Raw genomic sequence first — 12,944 nt, 5'->3', positions numbered from 1 at the left:
CTGTCGTTACCGTTCCTCGGTTCGGAGCCGTTCGCGCCGCTTTTGGTACTCGTCCTCGGATAGTTCTCCACGAGCGTACGCTATTCGGAGTTCTTCTAGTGCGGGATCGCCGGTGGAATCGGTGTCCATCCGACCGACGAGTCCGCGGTAAAGGAAGTATCCGATACCCACTAGAATGGCGAGCCAGACGAGCATCATTCCGATGCCCCAAAGCGGTGAGAGGCCGTTCTCGATCGTGCCGCCTCCCCACCACCAGCCCATCATCCCCATCATCGGTATCGCAAATACCATCATCAGGAGGGGGAACAGGATGAGAACCCCCAGAACGATGAGGACGACCCTAAGCATTCCTTGGTCTGTATTCGTTGCCATATGAGATACTTCGGTACCCCGTTTTAATCCCGTTGTGCTTTGATAACAGACGCCAGGAGGACCGGGAGAGTTAACGTATGAGGGATAGTACAGGCCGATTCCTTATTTTCGAATGCAACTGCCTGTGTCTGCGATACGCTATTTCGACACGAACTCCTCGTCGTCGCCTGTGAGGCCTTGATTGAACCATCGATGAAACCTCGTCAAGCTCTCGAAGGCGAGCTACTGGAAGATGCAGGAGTACCTCGTCTGGGCGACGGGCTACAACGTCGTTGCGCTCCCGCTCGCCGCCGGTGTTCTCGCTCCGCTTGTCATCCTCCTCTCACCCGCTATCGGGGCAGTGTTCATGTCGCTGTCGACGATTATCGTCGCGATCAACGCCCGACGACTTCGAGGCGTCGACCTGTCGGTGTCCGGGTAAGGTATGGCCCCTTTCAACGAGCTTGTTATCGAAAATCGACTTTTTATTTACCAGAAGACATTTTGCCGTTCTGTACGAGACGACGCTCATGGTTTCCCGTAGACAGGCCCTCCGGTTAGGGGCGTCCCTCCTCCCCGCGACTGCTGGCTGTCTCAGCGAACTCCGTGAGACGAATTCCAGTGCTCCGGCGGATGTCGGTGATGGCGAAAAACAAACGCCCGGTGACGTGCCCGAGTGGACGCCGGCCTGGACACTGCCATTCGATGGTTGGCACGTTCTGGGACTGGACACGACCGACGAACTCCTCTACGCTACCCTGAACAAGGACAACGGCTCGTCAGCGGTCGCGGCCGTCAATCCCGACGAGCAATCGGTGCTGTGGCAGACTGAATCCGACGGCGAAGCAGTCGGCGGCTCCCACGCGGCCTATCAGAACATCTCCCGCGGCCAATGGGGGCTCACGCTCTCCGACGACACTGTTTACGCAGTTGCAGGTCCCGCCGAGGAGCGGCAGTGGAGCGCTGTCCACGCGCTGAACCAGACTGACGGCGAGCGTCGCTGGTCGCTCCGGCGGGAGCGCGAACTCGCGATCGCTGGCATTGCCGACGGGCTCGTCGTCGCCACCGGCCTCGAGTTCTTTCCGCCGCCTGGAACGACACCCGTGAGTCATCAGACGCCCGAGTCGCCGCTATCGACAGTCGTGTACGGTATCGACGCGGCCACCGGGACGGTGCGCTGGACCCGCGAGTTCGTTGATGTCCAAGACGTTGCCGTGGGACGTGACGGCGTCTACGTCGCTGCTCAGAACCGGCTCGTGGGACTTGACTGGGACGGAGACACCCAGTTCACGTACGACCGCGGTCCGGCCACTCGCGTCGAGGCCGCCGCTGGGCGGGTGTTCTACCTGACCGGAGAGGAGTCGCACGTGACGCTCCACGGAGTCGGTCAGAACGGGAGTAGCGACTGGCGACGCGACATCCCCGTCGAAGAGTTATTATTCGATGGTGACCGGCTGTACGTCGGCGGTGACGCGGTTGCGGCGGTTGAGACCGACGGGACCGTCGCGTGGCGCGACGACGACTACGGTCAGTGGCTCCTGCTCGACCCGGATCGGAACACGCTCTACACCCGGTCGGGCACGGCGGCCGACGCGGCCACCGCCTACGACGTCACCGGCGAGGAGCGCTGGACGTTCGACCCGCCTTCAAACAACGCGTGGCCTGAGGCAGCGACGCAGGACGTGCTCGTCGCTTCGGCAATAACTGCGGATCACGCCGACCAGCCGTTTCTCACGGTCTACGCCGTGAATGCTGAAGGGCAAGCGACTGCCGCTATCGGAAAGGACACGGTGTTCGACGCAACTGGTCTCGACGGGACCGTCTACCTCGCAGATGGCGCGTCAAACCTCGTCGCATTAGATCCGTAGAAAACGGTTCAGTGCACTTTGTGGGAGAAGGTATAGATAGCCTGAGGCTCGACTGCTGTAGGATTCTTCGTGTCAGAATTAAGTCGAACACCAAGGGAACCGACGACACCACAAGACATATTATGTCAATGTTACCGAGTAACAGCTACGATGCCGCCCGAACATTCCCGGCGCTCTGCCCTGATACTCGGAGCCACGCTCTCCACCCTCTCCCTCGCGGGCTGTACATCTTCCGAACGGCATATCGACACGACGACTCGTTCCCCTTCTGCGCTTTCCGTAGGCGATTCAGCTATCGTGGGAGGCGGAGCGATTACGATAGACTCGATTCAGCCCCGACAGATGTTCGTCGGGTTGAAAGCAGGAGTTCACCCGGAAGTCTACGGTCGTCCGGATACCCAGTACGTGATTGTCGACGTGCTGACCGACGGTGTGGCGAAGCCAACTCGAACCGTCCGGAGTGCACTCTCCCTCTCACTCGATTCGAGCCGTTACGACGTCGATGAGACATTCCTTACCCGGAATCGAACGGAAGAGAACGCGGTCAGTGTCGCCTTCGCGGTTCCGACCTTCGCGACCGCAACAGCTGGGCAACTGCTCTGGGATGGCCGAACGTCTTCCCCGGACGCTGCGTGGACACTTCCGCAGGCCGTGCTTGACGTACTGGCTGCACCTCCCGAATTAACCGTCTCGGCATTCGAAGTCCCCAACAAGGCCGCTCAGCATTCGTCAATCGAGCCAGCCATCACGGTACGTAATTCGGGTGAGAACTCGGGGACGTTCGTGGCGGAGCTCGGATCGACCCAGCTCAGCGACCAGAGTGAAATCCGATTCGACGTGCCTGCCGGTGGGCGCGAGACCCACATCGAACCGGTTTCACTCTACGGAAGCGCAGGGAGTGACGAGACTATAATTCTAGATTGGGGTGAGGAGATGCTGGAACGGACCCTCCACATAGAATCAGAGACAGAAGGGTGATGTCAGCGGCGTCCCAGGACGCCGAGAGCGATCAGAACGGCGAACGTAGTAGCGGTCACTCCGAAGCCGGGCGTCGCGCCCCGACTGGATGTGTCGTCAGCCGAGGACGTGATGGTGGCGTCGGTCGGTGTCGACGCAGTCGTCGTCTCAGTTGGCATTGATGACCTCGTCTGGCCGAAGGTAATTGCTTCGTCAGGATCCTTCTCGGCGTAGGCGCGATCGCGATTCGGACCGTCGAACCACTCGTTGTGATTGCTGTCGCGGTGGGCAACGACGACCACCTCGTCAGCGTCGATCGGTTCGCTGCTGTACACCGACACGGCGTGTTCACCGGAACCGAGATACTTAGTGTGACCCACTACCGTACCGTCTGCCGACTCCTCGTGGAGTACAAGGAATCCGCCTACCGAAAGAGACGCATTCACCGAGAGAGCTGTGATGTTGCCGTCTTCATAGATTCCGTCGACCGTGACCGAGGCACGAGGGTCGGCGAGTGCGACGGGAACCGGCTCATCGAGTAATGAACGACCGGCAAATCGCACATTGACAGTCACGTTTTCGGCCGTTATCGGAACAGTCTCTCGATCGAACGCGGTGTCGAAGGTTCTTCTGTAGTGGCGATTTCTCTCCTCGGATGGTTGGACCGTCGCCTCCCTAGTTACTTGGAACGACTCATTGGCAGACGTGTCTGCGTTGTCGTCTCCGCTAAGGACAACGGTCACCGGCCAGCTCGTTCCGACATTTGTCGTACCGGATACCGTCAGATTCGACCCAGCCTCGACGTGAACCTTCCCGTCTGGGGCCGTTTCGAGAGACGCCTTCCGCGAATCTACCGGTGCCACGGCGTACTGCCGGTCCTCGGTCAGCGGTGAATCAGCCGCGAGCTCTGCTCTGACAATAAACTCGTACGGTCCATGATCAAGAGATTCCCTGTCACCGTCTTCGCCGCGAGTTATACGGGCTTCGTCGAGGTCTACCACGACGTAGTAGGTGTCGTTCGCGTCATCCGGTAAGACAGTAACGCCGGTCCAGTTGAGGACGTGCACTTGCATCGCCTGGCGACTGGGTGGCGGGTTCGTTTGTTCGACTAGCAGATCGCCGTGAGTGGACATCGCGGATTGGAACTGTTCCGTTACATTCGACCCGTTGGCAGCTGAGACGATGTCCGTGAAACCACGCATCTGGATTCCCATCACGAGGGTATCGTCGTGGGTGACGCTGGTTGCTCGGGTCAACGTTCCATCGGTAATTGCGGTCCGGACGTCGGAGGCGTCGTCGAAGTCAGTTACGTTCGTGGGTGCTTGCCAGACGCCGATGCGCTCCAGCGATGCTTCGTTCGAAGTAACTCGCGGGGCAGCTATGCCGACGGGAACAATAGCGGACATCACGACTGCTGAGAGGAGAACTGCGTGGAGGGCTCGCATACCTTCACGTGCTGGAAGCGTTGACAAAACGTTTTCCAAATACTGACGGAAGGTTTATGATTTATCGTAGTCACCTGCCCAGTATGTCACCGCCCTCCAGACGACACCTCCTCCGATGCGCCGGTTTTGTCGTAGCGGTTCCCGGAATTACGACTGGCACGCATTCTCGCTCTGAAGGTGCATCTAGCTCTAACGCAGTCGCATGGAAGCAGACCTTCGGTGATGCCGAATTTCAGTGTCAAGCAATAGGGGACGCAAACGATGGCGTGATAGTGGTCGGACGAACGGGAAGTCACCGCTCAGCAACCGCTTGGCTCGCCGAAATCGGTCCCGACGGTACCGCCCAGTGGACGAAGACCGTCGACACGCCAGGTTTCACTAGAGCTGTTGATGCCGTCCCTAGTAACAATGGATATACTGTTCTGGGGACGACAGACGAGTCACCGAGGCTTTGGCTCCTCCACCTCGACGAAGATGGCCAAGAGCAATGGCGGTGGCGTGCCGAGGCTCCTTACGGTATCCGCGCTCTCTACCCCGCAGACGATGGCTATCTGATATACGGGTATCGTGGAGACCCTCGCCGGGTTGATGCCGACTTACGCGCCTGGGTCCGTGCAGTCGACGCCGAGGGAAACACCCGCTGGGAGCGAACTTACGACGGAAACTACGTCGGCGACCTCTTCCCGCGGGAAGCGGGGTTCCTCCTCGCTGGAGGAAGCGACGATGACGCCTGGCTCTGTGCCATCGATCCTGACGGCACACCTGCCTGGCGTCACACCTACGGTGGGGTCGGCTCAGAGGGCGTTAACGTCGCGATTCCCTCGACCAACGGTGTCCTCTACGGCGGCAGCACGGGTTCGATACCGGACGTCCACAGCCGAGGGATGCTCGTTCGGACCACTGCCGACGGCGAGTTCGTCTGGCGGCGCACGTACGACCTACAGCACATCGTGGACCTGACCACATATCGCAATGGGTTTGCCCTCACGGGCGAACCGCAGAATCAGGATCACTCGGGACGGGACCCCGAGAAACCGATACATATCGTGGATCGCTGGGGACAAGTACAGAAGACGGTCACGGTGTCTATCAACGTAGGAACTCCCGTTGGGTTGTCCCGGTTCGAGGACGGTGCGCTGGTTGTCGGCGGCTGGAGCGGTGAGGAGGGAATTTGGCTGGCAAAAATCGAACCAGAAGCCAAAACGTAGTCCGTGGATGCTCACTACATATTTAAATTACCTGTAACATAGTATTATCTTGTCCCTCAGTAGGTTGATATTCTCGGAGTTGATCAAGGGTACGATCGTCGTCGAGATCGGCTCTACAGCTCTAACGGGTGTGCAAAAACGCTACGTTCCTTCGGTTGCCGTCTCGTTTTGGTCTGATTGCTGAAAGACAACTCGGGTACTGTCGGCCACTGGCTCGTCATCGACCGTGTACGGGTCGTCGGCCTCCGGGAAGTCGAACTCCTCGTTTCCGTTGGTGTCTCTGTGGAGCATCGCAGTGAGAGTCTGCCCCTGTGCGGTCAGTTGCTGGCTTTGGAGCTGTGCCATCAGGAGATGCATCCGGGCGAAGTCGCGGGTTTGATTCAGCATCAGCGTCCGCATCTGTTGCCGACCGAGACTCCGGTTCATCATCTGCTGGAACATGAGCGTCTCTCGCTCCTCGGTCTGATTCATCAACTGAATCATCGCCTGCATCGTCGTCTGATTCACAGTTCCATCCCTCATCAGCGTCGGCATCAGGGCGTGCATCTGTCGGAAGTCTCGCGTCTGGTTCAGCATGAGCCCGACCATCTGTGGACTCATCGATTGGTTCATCTGATGCATGAGCCGGTGGCGATCCGGTTCCGTCACCACGTCGTGCATCTGTCCGTGTCTCACCGTCTGATTTCGCATCATGCCCGGTCCCATCGTCTGGTTCATCATCGCGAACATCGTTCGTTCGCGACTCTGTGTCCGATTCAGCAACGACTGCATCTGGGCTAACTGAGCCGAACTAGCGGATGTACGAACCGTCACGGAGACTGTGACGTTCTTGTATCGCACGGGACTGAGGTACTCGCTATAGCCGACAACGGCCCCGCTCTCGTTGTGGATAGCGATGAATCCGCCGTCTGGGATAGTTACAGAACGAACGACTACACTGGTCCCGTCTGTCGTCTGGTTTTCGAAAGTTACTGCGGGCGAATCACTGTCTTGTTTGGCGGCTGCTTCGGCTGCTGGTTGTCCGACAACTGATTCAGTGTCTGATTTCGCTGTATCGCCACTACCGATGGTTGCACCTCCTGCGAGGAGTAGAACCGAGAAAACTATTGCAAATACTCGGATCATGTTTAATCGTGCCATTATCCCCCATACCAGCGAAGCCATCGTCGTCCGTCAGTAAATAGTCTCTGATGGCCCTACATACTAACAGGTTAGAAACGATACGCAAGGTAGTCTATCTCACTCGGAAATTGATACTTCCGTGTCGAGAACGTCCATTACCGAATCTGCTAGTGGCTGTCCCTCTTCGACGGTCGTACTGACTGCTCGGAGCAAGTCGTTGTATACCGTCGGCCGTTCTATCATCGCGATGTGGCCAGTACGCTCTACCCGACAGAACACGCTATTGGGAATTCGACTAGCGGTATTCCGTGCTACATCCAGGGGGACGATTCCGTCGGCAGGCCCGTGGACGACGAGGGACGGACTGTCAATACGGTCCATGTCGTCGCGTCCGTCGTAGCCCCAGAATCCCTCAGTGACGGTCGTCCACGCCGAACGGCGGTGTGGCATCGGATTCGAATGCAAGCTGTCTTCGCAGTCTCCTATCGTATTGACTGCACCATTCACAACAAAGTCCGGGCCATAGAGAGTGTAAGCTACGCGTATCAGAGCGCCATCGAAAGTAGCGTCTAAATCCGGTCGTCAGGGTCGTGTTCCTCCGCCATCCGCGTAGCTTCAGTCGCATACCGTTTCTGCTCGTCCGTCTCATCGACGGTTTCGAGATCGTCGGGCGAAACGTCCTTTGCGGCGGTCACGGTATCCATATCCACCACCTGCGATGCGAGCTCCTTCCGGAAAATCCGGTCTCCTTCGGGAGTTGCGTACTTGAGAATGATGAGGCCGCGGTTGTTGTACCCACGCTCGACGAGCCACACTCGGACTCGGTCTGACTCCGTTGACACGGCCAGACAAACGAGAAGCACGAGTTTAGTCGTTTGGTCCGGTGGTCTCCGCCTCGTTCTCAGATACTAAGCGTTCTCTGGATGAGATTCCAAAGTGAAGATGGCCGTGGATCATTTACAGAGTTCATAACTGGCCTGGCGGTATTCAGCACCATCGCAACGACGAAAGACGGAACAGTACCCTCGATAGGCACTGTTATTGGATTCTCTTAATTCCTGCCAATATTTATAAGAGGAGCGCCTCGTGCTGTGGAATTAATGCAATTCTGGCAGAAATACCCTCTCGCATACGCAGATTCTGGCAACTCCCTTAGAAACAAAGATTCGGCCAGCTCATTGGTCGGGTCTCTTAAGGGAAACTGCATTGAGAAAAGTATCCGTATGATTAACTATGACGTCGGCGAGACACGACGAAGATAGACCAAACGAGAATCGCCAAGAAGACCGCGATACCGTCGTCGCTGCAACGAACGTGGCGAAAACGTACGACTCGTTCCTCCCGTTTACGCAGTCGGTTGACGTTCTTGATAGTGCTACGCTCGAAGTCAAACGCGGCGAAATCGTCGGAATAATCGGCGAGAACGGAAGCGGCAAGTCGACGCTCATGCAGATTTTGGCCGGCGTCCTCGACTACGACGATGGCGAGGTGGCCCGCACCGGGAGCATCGGCTGGTGCCCGCAAGAACCACGCCTCTACGACCGACTGACCGTCGACGAGACGTTCGAACTGTTCGGACGGGCGTACGGGATGAGCGACGACGAAATCGAAGACGCACGCGACTGGCTGACCGACGTGCTCGATTTCGAGAAGTTCCGCGACCGGCAAATCCGTCATCTGAGCGGCGGCAACCGCCAGAAAGTGAACCTCTCGGTGGCGCTGATGCACCAACCGGACCTGCTCTTGCTGGACGAACCGTACACCGGGTTCGACTGGGAGACGTTCCTCGCGTTCTGGGACCTGACCGAGGAGTTGCGGGAACGGGGCGTCGGTGTCGCCATTATCTCTCACATCATCAACGAGCGCGACCGGTTCGACGTCATCTACGAACTCCATGAGGGCCACCTCCACCGACAGGAGGTCGGCGAAGACGAGACTGCGAATCCGGAACCGACAGCCGATGGTGTTTCCTGCGAGCGAACTGCGGCGTTCTTCGACAGAGGTGGGACGGCCGGCGATGGTCAACGCGCTGTGAATACGGAGGGTGCGTAGATGAGCGTGCAGCGTCGAGTTTCCGCGGGCGTCCGTGCGAGCACGCTGTCGTTCTTCCGCGAGCCGCTCAACATCGCACTCCTGCTGATACTGCCCGCGCTCTCCGTCCAGATTTACGGCGTGAGTCTCAGCCAGTTCCCCGAAATCGGTATCTTCGACGCGGCGGGGTCGCTCGTGACGACCGGACGAATCACTGGTGCCGTCTTCGCGACGGGAGCGCTCGCGGGCGTGCTCGGGCTCTTCCAGATGATTAGTGCGAGAAACGCAGACCGGCGGCTCGCCATTGCCGGCTTCCGTCCGATGGAACTCATCGTCTCGCGGTTCACGACCGTACTCGTCGTCAGTGTCGCAATCAGCGCTGTCTCGACTGTGACGCTGAGCGCCCTAACCGCCGAGTCTGTCGCCGCACCGATAATCGTTTTCGCCGCGCTCGCCTTGACTGGGATACTCTACGGGCTCCTCGGCATGCTCGTCGGGACGATACTGCCGCGAGAGCTCGAGGGATCGCTCGTACTGGTCATCCTCGCAGACATGGACAACGTCTTTGCGAGTAGTCTCTTCGACATCGACGAGAGCGTCACTCGCTTCGCACCGCTTTCCCACCCCCACGAACTCGTGACACAGGCGGTTGTCGATGGGACACTTGCGGATGACCACGTGCTACCATCACTCGCCTTTGTCCTACTCTTCGGCCTACTCAGTATTGCAGCGTACTCCTATACCGTCGAAAACGGAGGTGGTTCCTGATGCAACGGCGCACGACGACCGCAGTGTCCATGAGCGTCCGAGAGTTCGCCCGCACCCCCGTGTTACTGGCACTACTGGCGTTCTTGCCGGTCTACATTATCGGCGTGTTCGTCTGGCTGGTCCCCGATACGTCCGTTCCGGTGACGCTCGACGGGACGGCGGTATCCATCGAGATGTCGGCGTTCGCAGCGGCGTTCATGACGCCGGTCACCGTCGCGATACTGTCGGGTATCGTCGGCCTGTTCCTCATGCAGATGTCCCAGATGGCCGACGACCGGCTTCGGCTTGCGGGCTACCGCGCCAGCGAGCTCGTCGCGGCGCGAGTCGGTTTGCTCGCTGGCGGAAGCAGTATCGTCACAGCAGCATCACTGGCCGTCTCGCTCCTCGCCCTCAATCCCGAGTCTGTTCTCGGGTTCGCGGTGGCTGCGGCTCTCGCTGGCCTCACTTACGGAATTCTGGGCGTTATCGTCGGCATCGTCCTTGATCGACTTCCCGGCGTCTACGTCATGCTCTTCGCCCCGATGGTGGACATCCTCATGTTCCAAAATCCGCTCGCGACGGACTCGCCAGTTTGGACCAAAGCGTTGCCAGGTCACTTCGCAACGAATGCACTGATGGACGCGGCGTTCGCTTCCAGCCAGGGCTTCGACGACTTCGTAGCCGCGGGTGGGTACGTCGTGGGACTCCTGTTCATCGGAGTAATCGTCTTCTATCGGACGACAGCAGTTGAGTGATCTCTCATTAAAATCGACAAAATCGCAGGCCATGTCGTCCATAATGCTGGACACCGTCTGTCCGTTTATGGTACGGGCGACGATCGAAATTACCGACGACGGGTTCGAGCCGGTTCGGGAAGCGGTATCGCCTGGAACAACGGTCGTCTGGCAGAACGGCGGGACGGCGGACTACGCGATACGCAGTGTGCGGTTCCACGACGTCGCAGTGGACTGGCAGTTCCGGACGCAGACGTTCCAGCCCGGTGATAGTGCCGTCTATACCTTCGACGAAGAGGGAATTTACGAATACTACGGTGGTTCACGCGGGGAAAACGTGTGCGGCGTCGTGCTCGTCGGTGACTCTCGTTGTCCGACTCACTTCCCTGCGAGTAACGAGACAGGTCCACCTACTCCATGGAGCGGGTAGTCATCATCGGCGGTGGCGAAGCAGGGCTGATCGCTGCGGCGTACTTAGAGCGGGCGACGGAGACTGACGTCATTCTCGTCTCCGAACGCCAGTACCATGTCTTCTCGTTTCTCCTCTACGACGTACTAGCGGGAACGCCGTTCAACCGCGCGTGTCTGGACCTTCCAAGCATGTTTAGAGAGAAAGACGTCACCGTCGTTCAGGGACTGGTCAAGGGCCTAGATGCGACCGAGAATCGAATCGACCTTCGGAACGGGTCGCTACACTTCGATACGCTCCTGATTACGGTGGGCGGCGTGACGAAGTACGATATCGACGACCGCGGGCACGTCTTCGACATCCGGACCGACGTCCGAGAGATACGAAGCGAGGTGAACTCTCCCAACATCTGTGACGTGGTTGTCGTCGGCGGAGGACCGGTCGGCGTCGAGACGACTGCGACGCTCTCGTCCGTCGATGATACTAAAGTCACGATGATTACGTCCAGTCGCCGTCCAATCTCCGACTTCCCGCCACGTGCGAGTAGAATCGCCGAGCGTGAGTTACGCCAGCAAGGAGTCAGTTTCGAGACTGAGACGCGTGTGACCGAAGCGACAGAAAACGCGGTCGTACTTGGCGATGACGACATCGAGCCGAGCGATCTGACTGTCTGGGCAGGAGGAGTGCGACCGAATCCGGTAATCGAGAGCTTCGGGCTTCAGCAAAACGAACGCGGGCTTCGCGTCGACTCGCATCTGCGTTGTCTCGGCGTCGACGCCGTGTACGCCGCGGGTGACGTCGTCGATTACTCCGGAAAGGTGAAAGACGGCTACTCAGCCGGACTGGAAGCCAGAATAGCTGCAAAAAACGTTCTTCGAGGACTTCGAGGCCAACGTTTACTCGAACACAACGTTCGTTGGCATCCGAGAGCCGTCTACCTCGGCAGGAGTGACGCGCTCCTCACGGTGAACGGGAGGGTCTATCATGGTCGAGGACCCGCAATCCTGCGAACCGTCGCCGCCAAGAGCTATCCGTTCTACTGGAAGAGTGTGTATTGACGATTCTCCGCTATCGAAACGATACTGGGGAGCCGATACGTATTTTTGTGGTTTTGCCACGACTCGGCCTTGTTTAGACGCGGACGAAAGTAGATTCTGTTCACTCGCTCCGAATCAGCCGCTCAGTTGAACTACACACTGATTACGGCATTCATTCATCCAACCCCAACAATGAGGGAACTGGAGAAGGTCTATTCATCCTACTCACAAACGTGTAGACAATGTCAAGAGCCGATTCAACCACACGGCGTAGAATCATGCAAGTGACCGGAGCGACGGCCATGAGCACCCTATTAGCAGGTTGTATGCGCGGCGGTCCTCGCGACGGCGGCCCTCCCGGTGGTGGTCCCGATGATGACGGTAATGGCGGCGATGGTGGCGGTGTTGACATCGATCCAGGAACGGATATCGAGTTCAGCGCGCAGACCAGCCACTGGGAAGGCCTTGCGCCATCATCGATCGAAGGTGCAGAGAATCCAACGCTAATCCTTCAAGAGGGTGAAGACTACACGATCGGCTGGACGGAAGGCGATGGCGGCGGCCATAACATCGAGATTCGCGACGAAAACGACGATGTCGTAGATGACCTTGCAACCGAAGTGGTGTCCGAACCGGACGAGGACCAGATTCTGGAGATCACGGCGAGCAGTGAGATGGCTCAATACGTCTGCGACCCACACCAAAATACAATGCGAGGAGACCTTCAAATCGAATGAGGTTACAGTTGGACGAGAAGTGGAGCGTTGACTGATCAGAAGCGATTGGTCGAATTGATGAGGTAGAACAATGGTACGAGGCAATCTGTGAAACGGGAGAGACGAGAGGACATACTACTCAGCTCCGGCTTTGCTGTGGGTTAGTTTGCCGGAGTGAGTCGTTCTCTCCGGCGTCTAAACGAGCCCCCACGACTCTGAAACGGGTGGGCCAGACGCAGGCTCGATGCGGCGAAGAAGGGCTACATCCGAACCGAGAACCTGTCTGCGTTCGGAGTGTGTCGTTCCGGTCACGTGGCTG

Annotated in this window: 13 protein-coding genes and 2 pseudogenes; 10 read left to right on the top strand and 5 right to left on the bottom strand. The window is 58.3% G+C overall.

Features of this window, described 5'->3' with window-relative positions; genetic code table 11:
• Positions 1-6: 6 nt before the first annotated feature.
• Positions 7-372, bottom strand: coding sequence for an SHOCT domain-containing protein (locus E2484_RS14360; RefSeq protein WP_137285875.1), 366 nt, complete (start codon positions 370-372; stop codon positions 7-9).
• Positions 373-571: 199 nt separating this feature from the next.
• Here E2484_RS14360 and E2484_RS14355 point away from each other — a divergent pair.
• The 3 genes and pseudogenes from E2484_RS14355 to E2484_RS14345 form a co-directional block, all read left to right on the top strand.
• Positions 572-793 (top strand): annotated as a pseudogene (locus tag E2484_RS14355) (heavy metal translocating P-type ATPase); the annotation flags it as partial.
• An 88-nt stretch (positions 794-881) separates the two neighbouring features.
• The gene (locus E2484_RS14350) at positions 882-2,219 is read left to right on the top strand and encodes a PQQ-binding-like beta-propeller repeat protein (RefSeq protein ID WP_137285874.1); all 1,338 of its coding nucleotides are present in this window, start codon (positions 882-884) and stop codon (positions 2,217-2,219) included.
• Between the two features lie 342 nt (positions 2,220-2,561).
• On the top strand, positions 2,562-3,197 hold the full coding sequence (locus E2484_RS14345; protein WP_137285873.1) for a hypothetical protein: 636 nt from the start codon (positions 2,562-2,564) through the stop codon (positions 3,195-3,197).
• A 2-nt stretch (positions 3,198-3,199) separates the two neighbouring features.
• On the opposite strand, the gene E2484_RS14340 is transcribed toward E2484_RS14345, so the two are convergent.
• Positions 3,200-4,621 (bottom strand): DUF7282 domain-containing protein, encoded by a 1,422-nt coding sequence (locus tag E2484_RS14340; RefSeq protein ID WP_137285872.1) that lies wholly within the window; start codon positions 4,619-4,621, stop codon positions 3,200-3,202.
• A 266-nt stretch (positions 4,622-4,887) separates the two neighbouring features.
• On the opposite strand from E2484_RS14340, the gene E2484_RS14335 reads away from it, so the two are divergent.
• Positions 4,888-5,829 carry a hypothetical protein gene (locus E2484_RS14335; RefSeq protein ID WP_137285871.1) on the top strand — a complete coding sequence of 314 codons (942 nt, stop codon included), beginning with the start codon at positions 4,888-4,890 and terminating at the stop codon, positions 5,827-5,829.
• Positions 5,830-5,970: 141 nt separating this feature from the next.
• On the opposite strand, the gene E2484_RS14330 is transcribed toward E2484_RS14335, so the two are convergent.
• The 3 genes and pseudogenes from E2484_RS14330 to E2484_RS14325 all read right to left on the bottom strand — a co-directional run bounded on the left by E2484_RS14330 (position 5,971) and on the right by E2484_RS14325 (position 7,793).
• Positions 5,971-6,549: a DUF7282 domain-containing protein gene (locus tag E2484_RS14330; protein WP_137285870.1), complete on the bottom strand. Its 579-nt coding sequence runs from the start codon at positions 6,547-6,549 to the stop codon at positions 5,971-5,973.
• Positions 6,550-6,615: 66 nt separating this feature from the next.
• A pseudogene (locus E2484_RS26310) lies at positions 6,616-6,954 on the bottom strand (DUF7282 domain-containing protein); the annotation flags it as partial.
• 566 nt (positions 6,955-7,520) lie between these two features.
• Entirely contained in the window at positions 7,521-7,793 is a 273-nt protein-coding gene (locus E2484_RS14325; protein WP_137285869.1) for a hypothetical protein, read from the bottom strand.
• Between the two features lie 391 nt (positions 7,794-8,184).
• On the opposite strand from E2484_RS14325, the gene E2484_RS14320 reads away from it, so the two are divergent.
• The 6 genes from E2484_RS14320 to E2484_RS14295 all read left to right on the top strand — a co-directional run bounded on the left by E2484_RS14320 (position 8,185) and on the right by E2484_RS14295 (position 12,646).
• On the top strand, positions 8,185-9,003 hold the full coding sequence (locus tag E2484_RS14320; RefSeq protein ID WP_137285868.1) for an ABC transporter ATP-binding protein: 819 nt from the start codon (positions 8,185-8,187) through the stop codon (positions 9,001-9,003).
• Positions 9,004-9,750, top strand: a complete 747-nt coding sequence (locus E2484_RS14315; protein ID WP_137285867.1) for a hypothetical protein — start codon at positions 9,004-9,006, stop codon at positions 9,748-9,750. It abuts the gene before it with no gap.
• On the top strand, positions 9,750-10,484 hold the full coding sequence (locus E2484_RS14310) for a hypothetical protein (protein WP_137285866.1): 735 nt from the start codon (positions 9,750-9,752) through the stop codon (positions 10,482-10,484). Before E2484_RS14315 ends, E2484_RS14310 begins: the two co-directional genes overlap by 1 nt.
• Before the next feature lie 43 nt (positions 10,485-10,527).
• Positions 10,528-10,893, top strand: a complete 366-nt coding sequence (locus E2484_RS14305; RefSeq protein WP_137285865.1) for a cupredoxin domain-containing protein — start codon at positions 10,528-10,530, stop codon at positions 10,891-10,893.
• The gene (locus E2484_RS14300) at positions 10,881-11,930 is read left to right on the top strand and encodes an NAD(P)/FAD-dependent oxidoreductase (RefSeq protein WP_137285864.1); all 1,050 of its coding nucleotides are present in this window, start codon (positions 10,881-10,883) and stop codon (positions 11,928-11,930) included. The genes E2484_RS14305 and E2484_RS14300 overlap by 13 nt, the downstream gene beginning before the upstream one ends.
• Positions 11,931-12,187: 257 nt before the next feature.
• Positions 12,188-12,646: a plastocyanin/azurin family copper-binding protein gene (locus E2484_RS14295; protein ID WP_321112635.1), complete on the top strand. Its 459-nt coding sequence runs from the start codon at positions 12,188-12,190 to the stop codon at positions 12,644-12,646.
• The last annotated feature ends 298 nt before the right edge of the window (positions 12,647-12,944 follow it).

This window comes from Halorussus salinisoli, from assembly GCA_005239435.1.
GTDB classification, from domain to species: domain Archaea; phylum Halobacteriota; class Halobacteria; order Halobacteriales; family Haladaptataceae; genus Halorussus; species Halorussus salinisoli.
The sequence above is the reverse complement of the archived record's forward strand: the minus strand, read 5'-3'. Positions and strand labels throughout refer to the sequence as shown.